This is a genomic window from Paenibacillus sp. GM2FR, assembly GCF_002803325.1.
Classification (GTDB): Bacteria; Bacillota; Bacilli; order Paenibacillales; family Paenibacillaceae; genus Paenibacillus_AQ; species Paenibacillus_AQ lautus.
This window is the reverse complement of record NZ_MKZM01000008.1, coordinates 3,607,356-3,620,184: the sequence shown is the minus strand read 5'-3', so window position 1 is coordinate 3,620,184 and position 12,829 is coordinate 3,607,356. Positions and strand designations below refer to the sequence as shown.

Sequence of the window (12,829 nt, the reverse complement as noted above, 5' to 3'; positions counted from 1 at the left end):
CAACATCCACCAAACGCGGACGGTCTTTTGTGCAAGTACGTGGATAGACGTTGGTTATGAATGATTTACTTTACGTAAGCTGCGAGCAGTTTGACGGTGTTAAGAACGGCTTGTTTATGCGTTCTTTCCATCGCGTGGGATGCATGAACGCCGGGACCAATCAGCGCGGCCTTGATATTGCTGCCTGCGGAGAGCGCAGCGGAAGCGTCAGAGCCGTAATGAGGGTAGACATCCACCGCATAAGCAATGCCTTCGCTTTCGGCCAGCTGGATCAAACGGCTGGTCATGTCATAGTCGTAGGGACCGGAAGAATCCTTCGCGCAGATGGACACATCGGTTTCCTTGCAGCTCAGGTCATCGCCGATGCAGCCCATATCGACCGCAATCATTTCGTTGATGTCGGCAGGAATATAGGCAGCGCCATGTCCCACTTCTTCATAGTTCGAGATGAGAAGCTTCACATTGTGTTTAGGCTTCCAGTTATCCCGCTTCATGCTTTCGAGCAAGCCGAAGAGTGCGGCGACACTGGCTTTGTCATCCAGATGGCGCGATTTGATGTAACCGCTTGGCGTAATGACCGGACGGGCATCAAAGGAAACAAAATCTCCAACCCCGATGCCGAGTTTCTTCACATCATCGGCCGACTCCACCAACTCGTCGATCCGGACCTCCATATGGGCTTCCTGGCGCTTGAAATCGCGTGCATCGCTGTACACGTGAACGGAAGGATGGGTAGACAGGATGGTGCCTGTATATTTCTTGCCGCTGCGAGTATGGATGATGCAGTATTCATTCTCAATGCTGTTCATCATGTATCCGCCAACGGAGGTAAGGCGGAGTGTGCCCTCTGATTTCACGGCACGAACCATCGCGCCAAGTGTGTCCACATGAGCGCTCAGACCAACCGTACGGCTGCCGTCTTGTCCGGGAACGGACAGAATGGCACCGCCTTTTTCATTCCATTCCAGCGAAACATCAAGCGTTGCGGCTTCCTGTTCGATCCGCTTCATAATGTCTTGGGTATAACCCGTAGGGCTCGGAGTATCGAGCAGTTCTTTTAGCAGGTCCAGCACATAAGTTTCATTCGGTTGTATCGACACGAATTGTTAAGCCTCCTTGGTTCAATCGAACACCTGCCCTATTCAGCGGGGGCGTCCTTTTGTTCTTTCTTGCTTTCCTCTTCCGCAGCTTGTACTTCCGGGGTGTATCCCGTTACTTCACGGATATGTATAAGTTGCTCCGCTAACGAACGGATCTCCTTCTGCATTTGATATTGACGGTAAATGCCGAACGTACCGACAATGAGTCCCCCGATCAGCGAGCACCCGATAATCAGCAGAATCAGCGGTACATTGACGGTGCCGAATAACAGATTGACTGCGACCGGATTGACGTTGATGACGGCGAATACAGCCGTAATCAAGGCAAACAATAAGGCTGCGATTAGCGACCATTGAATTTTCATGGGGAACACCTCCTTCCTCCAAACAGTATAAAATCCCTTGCCTGTAAAGGGCAAGGGATTTTATTCCACTGGTCAATTGAGATTCGCTCATCCTGCAATAGAGGATGTTTATTTCGTCAATTGCTCCATCTGGCTGATGATGTCTTCAAACACGCTCATCGCCTCACGAATCGGCTCCGGTGAGGACATATCCACGCCGGCCTTCTTGAGAATGTTAATGGAGTAATCGCTGCCGCCGCTCTTCAGGAAGCCGAGGTAACGGTCAACGGCAGGCTGGCCTTCCTCCAGGATTTGCTTGGAGAAGCTGGTCGCAGCCGAGAAGCCGGTCGCGTATTTGTATACATAAAAGCTGTTGTAGAAATGAGGAATCCGCGCCCATTCCATGCCGATCTCCTTATCCACCTGCATGCCTTTGCCGTGATATTTCACGTTCAGCTCATAATAGATGTCGGATAGATCCTGAGGAGTCAGGGATTCGCCGCTCTCCGCGCGTTCATGCACAATCTTCTCGAATTCGGCAAACATCGTTTGACGAAATACCGTTGTCCGGAATTGATCGGCATAGTAGGTGAGCAGGTACATTTTCTGCTTCGGATCCTTGGCATTTTTCAGCAAGTAATCCATCAGCAGCGCCTCGTTCGTGGTGGATGCCACTTCAGCCAGGAAGATGGTGTACTGGGCGTCGCGGTATTTCAGGGCATTGTCGGAATAGTAAGAGTGAAGCGCATGACCCATCTCATGAGCAAGGGTAAACATGCTGTTCAGGTTATCTTTATGGTTCAGCAGCACATAAGGATGGGTGCCGTAAGCGCCCCAGCTGTACGCGCCAGTCCGTTTGTTCTCGTTCTCGTATACATCGATCCAGCCGTTGTCGTATCCTGCTTGCAGGCTGCTCAGATAATCTTCGCCCAGCGGCGTAAGACCTTCCTTGGTCATTTGCTTCGCTTCTTCGTAAGTAATATCCCACTTGTACTCTTCTACGAGCGGAGCGAACAAATCGTACATGTGAAGCTCATCCACGCCCAGCAGCTTCTTGCGGAGCTCCATGTAGCGGTGGAGAAGCGGCAGGCTCTCGTGAATCGTGTCGATCAGGTTGGTGTAAACTTCCTTCGGAATGTTATCGCCATAGAGCGCCATTTCGAGAACGGAAGGGTACTTGCGCACGCGGGAATAGAAAATATTTTTGTTTACATTGGCACTCAGCGTAGCTGCGATCGTGTTTTTCTGCTTGCCGTAGGTTTCGTACACGGCTTTGAAAGCACGCTCGCGAACTTCGCGGTTCGGGCTTTCCAGGAATTGAATATAGTTGCCGTGCGTGAGCTCGACGTCCTTGCCGTCCTTGTTTTTGATTTTCGGGAATTTCATATCCGCATTGTTAAGCATGCCGAAAATGGTCTGCGGCGCAGAGGAGAGGTTGCCGACTTGAGCCAGCAGCGCTTCTTCCGTCTTGGACAGAACGTGCGCTTTCTCCCGTTTCATTTCGGTCAGCGTGAATTTGAATTCCTTGAGGGAAGGGTCATCGATCAGTTTATCCAGTTCCGCTTCGGACAGGGACAGAATTTCAGGTGTGATGAAGGAGAGGGCTTCTCCGGCTTCCACGTTCAGTTTCTTGGCTTTGGCAGTCAGTGCTTGATATGTAGGGTTTGCCGTATCCTCATCATGGTGCATATGGGCATATACGTATAAGCGTTCGGCGTGATATGAGATTTCGTCTTCGAGCTCGAAGCATTCCTTGATGGAAGCTGCGTTGGTTAACTTGCCTTGATAATCGGCTGTGCGTTTCAGAAGATTCTTCAGCTCCGCAAAGCTCGCATCCCAAGCCTTCTGGTCAGCGAATAAATCTTCAAGCTTCCATTGATGCTCTTTAGGGACATCAGCGCGTTTTAACAATTGTTCCATGGAAATCCTCCTTGAATGATAGGTATTAGTTGGAGTCCGGGTTCCTTCAGATAAGACTTCGTTGCGGGTAGTCGATAGAGCGATCAGGCTGATTGCAATCGTAATGCAGAGCACCTTGGCGCCTCTCATGGCATCATACCTCCTCGAATTGAAGCATCCGAGCGATAGTATGCCGCGTACCCGCCACTTTCATCCTATAAATTTACGAGGAACCCAGATTCAAGAAGCTGTATACAATAAGGTAAAAGGCAAACAAGATGAAGGCGACGGCAATCAGGGCCATCCCCTTCCTCAGTCTTGGCGGTATCTTATCCCGGTACATGATCATGATGGCACCGAGACTGAACGCGAGGATAATGAAGATGACGATATTCGTATAATCCATGCTCTACACCTGCTTAAAAGCAGCCATCATGTCTCTCCACTCATCTTCCCGGCCTTCAAAATCTGCTTTGGGGAAACGGTTTTGAGCCCAGTGCATCAAGGCTGGCCGACTCATAAAGGTATGGGTCTCTTCACCCCACTGGTCCGAAATTTCGCGGAGAACGATGTACCGGCCCTGAACTTCAACCGTCATCATGTTCCACTTGTCTTTTTTGTATATTTCATGTTTTTTGATCATATGCATTCTCCGTTTGCTACTTAGGCTTTTGGGTAAATGATAACGCACTCGCGGGCGTAAAAGCAAATAATCTTCTGTTAAATAGTGGCTCAAAAAAAGCCCCTTAGGGCGAATTGACGGATTGCATTGTCAGAAAACATGGGATATAATATGGATATTCGCCATAGATGGCGGTATTTTTAGGAGGTTGTTCATTTGAAAGGTACAGTTAAATGGTTTAACGCAGAAAAAGGTTACGGCTTCATTTCCGTTGAAGGTGGCGAGGATGTATTCGTACACTTCTCCGCAATTCAAGAAGAAGGCTTCAAGAGTTTGGAAGAAGGTCAAGCGGTTGAGTTCGACATCACTGAAGGTAACCGTGGTCCTCAAGCAGCCAACGTAACAAAACTGTAAGTTAGCTCCCAATACGGAGATCTTATAGAATTACCAAGGCATGAAGCACAGTTCTCGGTTTAGAGAACTGTGCTTTTTTGTGTTCCGATGGGTCAAGCCATTGTCATCAGTAAGCAAAGGCAAGTACGGATGAATATCTGGTCCGTACTTGCCTTTGCTGTTTTTGGAGCAAGGGAGGAAAATGCAAGCGGGTAGTCTAAACGCTGATCCCGCCGACATTCATATCCTCCGGCTTGGCAAAGAGGTGCCGGTAAAGAAACCCGAGACCAGCGACAAAGGCCAAGAGGGCAGCGAGCTGATAGAAGGCGGGTCTTCCTGCGGCTTCAAACAGCAAACCGCCGAAGGCTCCGCTGAGAAGTCCTGAAACGCTTGACCAGAAGATAACGAATAGAGCCATGCCGGTCGCGCGGTACTGCCAAGGGATGATCCGGGTAATATACCGCACGGCGGTTACATAGAACACGCCGAACGTAATGCTGTGAAGCGACTGAACCGCGAGTACGGACAACGGGTCAGATGCAAGGGCCATGAGCAGGAAACGGAGCGCGAACATCAGGCTTGCAAAAGCCAGCAGGGGGAAGCTCCTTCATCTTGTCGCCATACTTGCTTAGCAGGAAGAAGATCGGGATCTCGCTGGCAGCCGAGACCATCAAGGACCAGCCGATGAGTCCTTCGCCTGCACCCAGGTCGGATAAGGTAAGCGTGAGGAAGGCTTCATTCATACGGTGGGCGATGGTAAGACAGAACGAGCAGCCGAAGAACCACAATATTTCTTTGGAACGCAATATCTTGAGGAGGGCTGCCAGTTCCACAGGCTCCGACTTGGCAGCAACTCCGTCGCGGAGAAGAAACGAGCAGAGCAGCGTGAACACGCCGATTCCGATGCCGATGGCCAGTGTGGCCGATGCGCCCGCGGCACCGATGGCATATCCAATAGCAAGCGCGAAGAACGCGTAGCCGAGTGAGCCGAATACGCGAATGACGGTAAAGCTGCGTCCGTACCTCTGTGCCGTTTGGATCGCCATCGTATCCGCCAGGGGATAGACCGGATAGTAGAAAAAATAAAACAAACTGATTGTAATCAATACAACGCCGAAGCTTGCAACCTGCCACAAAACAAGCATCGTGACAAGCTGACCGATTATCAGAATGTTCATAATGCGTTTGATGGTCCGGTATTTGTCGCTCGTGTAACTCCAAATCATATTGGAGAACATGGATATAAGCGGGCCGATGGCATACAGATAACCGATCTGTGCGCTGCTGAAGCCGATTTCTTTGAAATATAGCGGGAAATAGGAAATGACGAGAGCTGTCGTGCCAAATATCGTAAACATAAAGGCGCGCAGCCAATTCTGATCCGGTCTTTTCGTAGCGGGAAGTTTCATGCTGGGGTTCTCCGTTCTTTTTATGAACCCGGCGCATATACGCAATTCGTGAGGTTCATGGTCTGTTATTCAGCTCCGACTAGTATATAACATATCGCAGAATGGAGATAGATGGATAATAGGACGCGCTCAACTACCCTACGCCGTCAATGATTTGTGTTATTTGTGCAAAATGAACGATCATATTATAATAGGTTTGATTTGGATAGGGATAAAAAGACAACCATGTGGAGGCAGAGTTCATTGAATAATCAAGAGCTAAGCCGTAAGGTTCCGCGCAGTCCGGTCGGGCTGATGAGCCGGGTGTACAAATTCATACTCCCGGAAGTGCGGATCGAATTGGAGAAGTGGCGCCGGGAGGCTGAGCAAATTCCGGATGAGGAGCTACGAAAGCAGGCACTGGCCAGTATAGATAACAAAAGATTCCACTGCCAGGGCGGTGCGGTGTATGCCGCAGCCAATCTGCCGGAGAAGCATATTCTCATTCCATTGATTGTAGCTTACCAGACAATTAGCGATTATCTCGATAATTTATGTGACCGTAGTACTTCGCTGGACCCAGCGGATTTCAGACAGCTCCATCAGTCGATGCTGGATGCCGTTACGCCTGAGACTGAGCCGGCCGATTATTACGCACTCCGGACCGAAAGGGAGGATGGAGGTTACCTTCTCCGTCTTGTCCAGAAATGCCGGGATTGCATCGGTCAATTATCAGGATATGAAGCGGCAAAGCCCTACATAAGGGATTTGGCTGGGCTGTATACCGATTTGCAGGTATACAAGCACATCCATCCGGATAAGAGGGAAGCGGCATTGCTTGAATGGTGGTCCCTGCATGCTCACCGGACACCGCATCTGCGGTGGAATGAGTTTGCGGCAGCAACGGGATCAACCTTGGGTGTGTTCATGCTATTCTTGGCTGCAACCGATCCGTTTCTGGATGACGAGGATGCTTCGTCCATTCATGCGTCTTATTTTCCGAATGTATGCAGTCTCCACATTATGCTGGATTATCTTATTGATCAAGACGAAGACAGGCTGGGCGGCGATCTGAACTTTTGTAATTATTACGAAGATGCCGATACGATGCTGAACCGTATAGCTTCCATTGTTGAGTGGGCCCGGAAGGATGTCAGAACAATTCCCTCGACCCCTTTTCATCGTATGATCATTGAGGGGTTACTGGCGTTATATTTATCCGATCCAAAAGTCAGCGAGCAGCAACTGGTTCGCTCCGTATCCAAACGTTTGATGAAGAAGAGTCCGATGACCCGGATCTTTTTCTACGTCAACAGCCGATGGATTCGCAAGCATAAGCATGAGTGACATTGAAGGAGGAAAAGAAACATGGCAGAGGTTAAAAAAATTGCAGTTCTTACAAGTGGTGGCGATTCCCAAGGGATGAACGCGGCGCTTCGCGCCGTTGTACGCAGCGGTCTGTATTATGGTCTTGAAGTATATGGCATTCAGCGCGGTTACCAAGGACTTCTGGAGAACGACATCGTCAAAATGGATCTTCGCAGCGTAGGGGATATCATCCAGCGCGGAGGCACGATCCTTCGTTCCGCCCGCTGTGAAGAGTTCAAGACGGCGGAAGGGCAGCAGAAGGGTGCCGAGATTCTGAATCAGCATGGCATCGACGGGCTGGTCGTTATCGGTGGGGACGGTTCTTACCATGGGGCGAACAAGCTCAGCAAACTCGGAATCAAAACGATGGGCCTTCCGGGCACGATTGATAACGATATTTCCTTTACGGATTATACGATCGGCTTTGATACAGCCGTGAGCGTTGTTGTAGACGCCGTTAACAAACTGCGTGACACGATGTCTTCCCATGCGCGCTCGTCCGTTGTAGAGGTTATGGGACGCCACTGCGGCGACATTGCGCTCCATGCGGGTCTTGCTTCAGGGGCAGAGACCATTCTGGTGCCGGAAGTGGAGTACAACCTTGATGAAGTGGCAACCCGCTTGCGCGAAAATTTTGCAAAAGGCAAGCGTCACAGTATCATCATCGTAGCGGAAGGCGTCGGACGCGGCGAGGATATCGTATGTGATCTTAAAGAGTGCCATGCCTCGATCGATGCACGGGTAACGGTGCTCGGACATATCCAGCGCGGTGGAGCTCCGACTCCGTTTGACCGCAACCTGGCAAGCCGTCTTGGCGATTTTGCAGTTCGCAGTCTGATTGACGGCCAATCCGATAAAGGATGCGGTATCATCAAGGGTGAGCTGGTCCTCACGGATATTGACAAGGTCGTTAATACGAAGAAAGAATTTAATCGTGAACTATATGATTTGGCATTGCGATTATCCCAATAAATTAGGCCTTGTCCTAATTTCGGACGATAAGCAAAAAGACCGTCTCCCATTGCAGAACGCATTCTGCATGGAGACGGTCTTTTTTTAGCGATGAGAAAGTATACACTTCAGAGGTTTATCATCCTTGTCTCGCAAGAAAAATCCGCTAAAAGCGGTCTGTCTTCTGAGAAGTACGTCGATAGACGTTTAGGATGCGGATCGGGCTTGCGCATTGACTTGACGTGCGAACTTGCGTTGAACTTTGACCAGACGCATCAGCATCAGGGCAGCGCCGACGGCAAGGCCCGTGATTAAGCCGATCCAGTAGCCGAAGGCTTGCCAATCGGTGTAGTTGGCGAGCACATATCCTACTGGCAGGCCAATCACCCAGAACGACAAAAAAGCGAGCATGAAAGCGACATTAACGTCCTTATAGCCCCGCAGCGCCCCTTGGGTCGGAGTGGCGATAGCGTCCGAGATCTGGAAGAAGATCGCGAACAACAGAAACTGTTGGATCAGCGCCACGACCGCAGGCTCGTTGGAATATAATCCGGCGACCTGGCGGCCGGCCATAAACAGGATGACAGCCGTGATGAGCGACAGGATAACGGCTGTGCTGATGCCGAGTTTAGCGTACTTCCAGGCATCCTTCATGCGTCCCGAGCCGGCCTCGAAGCCTACAAGGATCGTCAGACTCATGCATATGCTTAACGGCAGCATGTACAGTGTCGTAGCGAAATTCAGGGCCGCTTGGTGTGCGGCAATGGTCGCCGTATCAAAGCTGCTCATGAGCAGCGTCACTGCTGCGAAAACAGCGGTCTCGAGGAAGATGGAGAACCCGATCGGCACGCCGATTTTTAACAGGCTTTTCCATGCACTCAAGGAAACACCCTGAAGCTGCCTGAAGATGCCGAATGGAGAGAACGGGTGATTGTTATGGATGATCACCATGGCAATGATGAGAACGGTCCAGTATGTAATCGCGGAAGCGAGGCCGGCGCCCACGCCCCCCATTCTTGGAAAGCCCCAGAATCCATAAATGAATAACGCATTCAAGCCTACATTCACCGGCAGGGTAATCAGCGTGATCACCATGGAAATTTTAGTTTGCCCCAGAGCATCGATAAAGCTGCGGAGCACGGTGTAGGCGAATAGCGGAATGATGCCGATCGATATGGCGGCGAGAAACTGGGAGGCAATCCGCCGAACTTCCGGCTCGAGGCTCATGGCTCCAAGAATGCCCGGTACAACGGCATACCCGATCCCAAGCACGACGATGGCGAGTAAGATGGACAGCCAGAGCGCCTGGTTAACTTGGTAAGCGACTTTATGTTCCTGACGCCCGCCAACGAGCTGCGAAACGATGGGGGTTATCCCCATCAGAATTCCGCTGAGGCCGGTTTGGACCGGGATCCAGATGCTTGTAGCGATCGCTACGCCTGCCAAGTCAGCGGAGCTGAATTTTCCGGACATGTTGGTGTCAAAAAAAGTAATGGCCGATAAGGCTAGCTGTGTAATCAGAATGGGGATAAGAATAATCGCGAATTGCTTCAGCTTTCCCCGTGTTGTAGTGGTCGGTTGCATGTGCGATGTGCCTTTCTTATTGTAGTTTTTATGATGCTGCCCCCATATTGTAGGGTCTTGCTAAGGATGGGAACAATAACTGGCTTATTGAGCGGCGAGCCAGAACTCAACCAGCGGTTGAATCGGAGTGCGTCAGGTTTGCATGTTCAGGGCCCGAAGCCCGGCCCTAATCTTCATCATAGCATCTGCTGTCAAGTAAGCTCACCGATCGATTTGAACGCAGAAAAGGGCCGGTCCTGTTGATGGGCCGACCCTTAACGAATGGATAATTGAATTATTTATGAGTGACGCCTTCCGTATAACGGTTGGAAGCATTCCAGAGTAAATATTCATCGACGTTTGTATCCTTGAGGGCGCGAATCTGCTCCTCGATTTCCTTTTTACCGTACTTGGCATAATTTCCGCTTCCAAGCCAACTCGCGGTAAAGTCCTGAATCCAAGGCCGAATGATCGGTTTTTGATCCCCCAGCTCTTCCAGCTTTTTGTGGGTATCTTCCATGGAGCCTTTGATGGTCTGGTATGGAGCCTTATCCGGTACAGGGGAGCCGAACCAGCCTGCCGTGTAATGGCTTGGGTATACCATCGGACTGATGACATCCACGTTCTTGGAAATTTTGACGAAGTCTTGGCCGATCCCTTCCGCCGCGGGTACCGAAGCAGCATACCCGAAGATGTCAACGGATACGCGTATGCCGAGCGGCGCCAGTTCTTCCCGGGCATATTGCACAAAATCGGATACCACGTCCACACGCGATTGATCCGTCTTGGTATATTTCAGGGAATCGGCGCGTTTCTCAAAGCCCTCCGGAAAACGGACATAATCAAACTGGATTTCCTTGAATCCGAGTTTTGCGGCTTCCTTGGCGATTTCGATGTTGTAATCCCAAACCTCTTTGCTGTACGGGTTAACGAAGCTGTCGCCCCCGCCATTGGTCCAGACGCTGCCGTCTCCTTTACGGAAGGAAAGCTCCGGGTTTTTCTTGGCAAGAATGGTATCCTTGAACACGACAACTCTGGCGATCGGATAAATATCGTGTTTCTCCAGCCGCTTCATCAGCTGCTTGATGTCTTTGATAAAAGGCTGGGATTTACCGAGTTCCTTCAGCTTCGGATTATCGGTTTTGTACGTTATGTATCCTTCATCGTCCTTGATGTCAATGACCATCGCATTAAGATCGGTCTTGTCCATAAGATCCACGAGCTGATTCATTCTGGAGCCGCCTGCGCTATAAGCCGTTACATAAATGCCCTTGACTTTAGGCGCGTCAATCTGCGGATCGATTTCCGTCGTGTTTGGCTTGATGCCGGAGTGTCCTTGACCCTGGTTGTTATTTTGGTGCATGCCCTGAATCATGGCGGTATTTAACGAAGCCTGAAGTTTGGCGGTAAGATTGTTGTCTTGCGGACTGGAACCGCCGAAGCCCGCGGACGCCAAGATGAATAAAGCCAAGATGATATTCATAATTACTCTCTCCCTTGTGTACATTCACATCATGATTATAAAGGAACGGATGCCTTCAAAAAGAACAGGATTGTTACAATCGACAATAAATTGGAAACGGCGGGTGAGCGTACTTAGTTCATTAAACGGGTCGAGGGCGTTTTAAACGCTAAAAATCGACATTTGTGGCAGTTGGCCGTGAACAACATGTGAACATGGGGAGTGACTAGCATCGGAATATAACAACCATAAGAAGGTGGATAGCGTTTACAGCAGCTTACCCTGCTTTGGTGGGGAATGACGTGCTTATAGAATTTACATTTATCCATAAAAAAATGCCGTTACTCACCGGTGAATTTTACCGGAGAATAACGACACTTGTCGTGCGATATTTACGTGTAGCATTAAAATTAATGAAGCGGCGTTTGGTTCTGATGCTCGCAAATGCTGAACTGAATGATTTCAAGAGCGTCCTCCTGCTCCAGAATACTCAGCCCGTCCCTAAGAACGATCATGGAATTCAGTTCGTTCTGTCTAAAGAACGGTATCATTTCCGGGAACCACTTCATGACGATTTGTGACAATTTTACCGTTTCCATTTCCATAAAAATCACCCTTTCCTTCCAAATTGGTTAGGCAGGACGTTCTTTTGTAAAACGGAAAAACAATTAAAATTGGGCCAAAGCGATGCCCGGGAAAAGATCTCATGAATATTGTAGGAACCGCGCACCAATATTATACCACAAATTTACCACACCCTCACAGGTGGTAAATATTTAGTTCTTGCGGAATTGACCCATGACAGCCGTGGTTTCCACGATATTAACGAAGGCCAGGGGGTCTGTCTCCGTAATGATTTGTTTTAGCTCAGCCAGCTCATATCGCGTCGTGACGGTCATTAGCATATCCTTTTCTTTATGACTGAAGGCCCCCTCGGTTTTGATCTTGGTTATACCGCGGGGGCGCTTAAGCAGCTTCTCCAGCAGGGCTTCCGTCTGGTTCGTGACAATAAAGACCGTAACCTTGATATGACTGACATGGAGCATATCCACCATTTTTCCGGCAATATAGATGGAGGCCATGGAGGCGAGGGCCAGGTTCCAGTCGTCTTCCAAATAAGCAACTGCCATTATGACGATGGCGTTCAGCGTCACGAGCACACTTCCAACGGGGAAGTCCCGGTATTTCGTAACGAGGGAGCCGATGATATCAAAGCCCCCGGTGGAACCGCCAACTCGAAAGGAGAGCCCGGTGCCGAATCCGACAAGCACGCCGCCGAAAACGGAGGACAGCAGCATGTCGGTTGCAACCGGAGTAACCGGAATGAGCTCCAGGAATAGGGTTGTAACGATAACCGAGAGAACGCTGAGACCAACGAACCTTTTGCCGAGCTTGAACCAACCGGTTATAAGAATCGGGATATTGAGCACAAAATACAGGATGCTGATATTTAGCGGCGTGAAATAGCCGATAATCAGAGCGACGCCGGAAACGCCTCCGCTGAGCAGATGATGGGGAATCAGAAACAAATTAAATCCGCCGGCGATAATGATGCCGCCGAACACGATCGAGAAATAGGTCCATAGACGCTTCAACATAGGAATCACCTCCCGGTTATTATGACTTCTTTAAGCTTGCTGGTATTCCAGAAATGTTTTGTGATATAATGTATTGGATATTCTTGAGTAGTCCGTTACATTGATAACTTTGCAAGCTTATCAGGATGATTATACATTAAC

At 49.8% G+C, this 12,829-nt stretch carries 14 protein-coding genes; 3 read left to right on the top strand and 11 right to left on the bottom strand.

Features of this window, described 5'->3' with window-relative positions:
• Positions 1 to 65: 65 nt before the first annotated feature.
• The 5 genes from PAEVO_RS16430 to PAEVO_RS16410 form a co-directional block, all read right to left on the bottom strand.
• On the bottom strand, positions 66 to 1,100 hold the full coding sequence (locus PAEVO_RS16430; protein WP_100538499.1) for a M42 family metallopeptidase: 1,035 nt from the start codon (positions 1,098 to 1,100) through the stop codon (positions 66 to 68).
• A 38-nt stretch (positions 1,101 to 1,138) separates the two neighbouring features.
• Positions 1,139 to 1,465: a LapA family protein gene (locus PAEVO_RS16425; RefSeq protein WP_100538498.1), complete on the bottom strand. Its 327-nt coding sequence runs from the start codon at positions 1,463 to 1,465 to the stop codon at positions 1,139 to 1,141.
• Positions 1,466 to 1,573: 108 nt separating this feature from the next.
• The gene (gene pepF / locus PAEVO_RS16420) at positions 1,574 to 3,364 is read right to left on the bottom strand and encodes an oligoendopeptidase F (RefSeq protein ID WP_100538497.1); all 1,791 of its coding nucleotides are present in this window, start codon (positions 3,362 to 3,364) and stop codon (positions 1,574 to 1,576) included.
• 202 nt (positions 3,365 to 3,566) lie between these two features.
• The gene (locus PAEVO_RS16415) at positions 3,567 to 3,749 is read right to left on the bottom strand and encodes a hypothetical protein (RefSeq protein WP_100538496.1); all 183 of its coding nucleotides are present in this window, start codon (positions 3,747 to 3,749) and stop codon (positions 3,567 to 3,569) included.
• A 3-nt stretch (positions 3,750 to 3,752) separates the two neighbouring features.
• The gene (locus tag PAEVO_RS16410; protein WP_100538495.1) at positions 3,753 to 3,986 is read right to left on the bottom strand and encodes a hypothetical protein; all 234 of its coding nucleotides are present in this window, start codon (positions 3,984 to 3,986) and stop codon (positions 3,753 to 3,755) included.
• 195 nt (positions 3,987 to 4,181) lie between these two features.
• Between PAEVO_RS16410 and PAEVO_RS16405 the strand changes: the two genes are divergently transcribed.
• Positions 4,182 to 4,379, top strand: coding sequence for a cold shock domain-containing protein (locus PAEVO_RS16405; RefSeq protein ID WP_006211711.1), 198 nt, complete (start codon positions 4,182 to 4,184; stop codon positions 4,377 to 4,379).
• A 196-nt stretch (positions 4,380 to 4,575) separates the two neighbouring features.
• Here PAEVO_RS16405 and PAEVO_RS34665 read toward each other — a convergent pair whose 3' ends face one another.
• Together PAEVO_RS34665 and PAEVO_RS16400 are read right to left on the bottom strand one after the other, a co-directional pair.
• On the bottom strand, positions 4,576 to 4,908 hold the full coding sequence (locus PAEVO_RS34665; RefSeq protein WP_279300457.1) for an MFS transporter: 333 nt from the start codon (positions 4,906 to 4,908) through the stop codon (positions 4,576 to 4,578).
• Positions 4,892 to 5,767 (bottom strand): MFS transporter, encoded by an 876-nt coding sequence (locus PAEVO_RS16400; protein WP_279300456.1) that lies wholly within the window; start codon positions 5,765 to 5,767, stop codon positions 4,892 to 4,894. Before PAEVO_RS16400 ends, PAEVO_RS34665 begins: the two co-directional genes overlap by 17 nt.
• A 243-nt stretch (positions 5,768 to 6,010) precedes the next feature.
• Between PAEVO_RS16400 and PAEVO_RS16395 the strand changes: the two genes are divergently transcribed.
• Complete coding sequence (locus PAEVO_RS16395; protein WP_100538494.1) at positions 6,011 to 7,093, top strand: tetraprenyl-beta-curcumene synthase family protein; 1,083 nt, start codon at positions 6,011 to 6,013, stop codon at positions 7,091 to 7,093.
• A 21-nt stretch (positions 7,094 to 7,114) separates the two neighbouring features.
• On the top strand, positions 7,115 to 8,086 hold the full coding sequence (gene pfkA, locus PAEVO_RS16390; protein WP_100538493.1) for a 6-phosphofructokinase: 972 nt from the start codon (positions 7,115 to 7,117) through the stop codon (positions 8,084 to 8,086).
• Between the two features lie 186 nt (positions 8,087 to 8,272).
• Here pfkA and PAEVO_RS16385 read toward each other — a convergent pair whose 3' ends face one another.
• The 4 genes from PAEVO_RS16385 to PAEVO_RS16370 form a co-directional block, all read right to left on the bottom strand.
• Positions 8,273 to 9,649: an MATE family efflux transporter gene (locus PAEVO_RS16385; protein ID WP_100538492.1), complete on the bottom strand. Its 1,377-nt coding sequence runs from the start codon at positions 9,647 to 9,649 to the stop codon at positions 8,273 to 8,275.
• A gap of 274 nt (positions 9,650 to 9,923) precedes the next feature.
• Entirely contained in the window at positions 9,924 to 11,111 is a 1,188-nt protein-coding gene (locus PAEVO_RS16380; protein WP_100538491.1) for a putative glycoside hydrolase, read from the bottom strand.
• Positions 11,112 to 11,500: 389 nt separating this feature from the next.
• Positions 11,501 to 11,695, bottom strand: coding sequence for a hypothetical protein (locus PAEVO_RS16375; protein ID WP_006211704.1), 195 nt, complete (start codon positions 11,693 to 11,695; stop codon positions 11,501 to 11,503).
• A 171-nt stretch (positions 11,696 to 11,866) separates the two neighbouring features.
• Positions 11,867 to 12,688, bottom strand: coding sequence for a YitT family protein (locus PAEVO_RS16370; protein ID WP_100538490.1), 822 nt, complete (start codon positions 12,686 to 12,688; stop codon positions 11,867 to 11,869).
• Between the last annotated feature and the right edge of the window lie 141 nt (positions 12,689 to 12,829).

Bases quoted from the DNA above. Each gene is read 5' to 3' on its own strand.
- PAEVO_RS16425 (WP_100538498.1), bottom strand. From the start codon at position 1,465: ATGAAAATTCAATGGTCGCTAATCGCAGCCTTATTGTTTGCCTTGATT.
- PAEVO_RS16380 (WP_100538491.1), bottom strand. From the start codon at position 11,111: ATGAATATCATCTTGGCTTTATTCATCTTGGCGTCCGCGGGCTTCGGC.
- PAEVO_RS16385 (WP_100538492.1), bottom strand. From the start codon at position 9,649: ATGCAACCGACCACTACAACACGGGGAAAGCTGAAGCAATTCGCGATT.
- PAEVO_RS16415 (WP_100538496.1), bottom strand. From the start codon at position 3,749: ATGGATTATACGAATATCGTCATCTTCATTATCCTCGCGTTCAGTCTC.
- pfkA (WP_100538493.1), top strand. From the start codon at position 7,115: ATGGCAGAGGTTAAAAAAATTGCAGTTCTTACAAGTGGTGGCGATTCC.
- PAEVO_RS16370 (WP_100538490.1), bottom strand. From the start codon at position 12,688: ATGTTGAAGCGTCTATGGACCTATTTCTCGATCGTGTTCGGCGGCATC.
- PAEVO_RS16410 (WP_100538495.1), bottom strand. From the start codon at position 3,986: ATGATCAAAAAACATGAAATATACAAAAAAGACAAGTGGAACATGATG.
- pepF (WP_100538497.1), bottom strand. From the start codon at position 3,364: ATGGAACAATTGTTAAAACGCGCTGATGTCCCTAAAGAGCATCAATGG.
- PAEVO_RS16375 (WP_006211704.1), bottom strand. From the start codon at position 11,695: ATGGAAATGGAAACGGTAAAATTGTCACAAATCGTCATGAAGTGGTTC.
- PAEVO_RS34665 (WP_279300457.1), bottom strand. From the start codon at position 4,908: ATGGCCCTTGCATCTGACCCGTTGTCCGTACTCGCGGTTCAGTCGCTT.
- PAEVO_RS16400 (WP_279300456.1), bottom strand. From the start codon at position 5,767: ATGAAACTTCCCGCTACGAAAAGACCGGATCAGAATTGGCTGCGCGCC.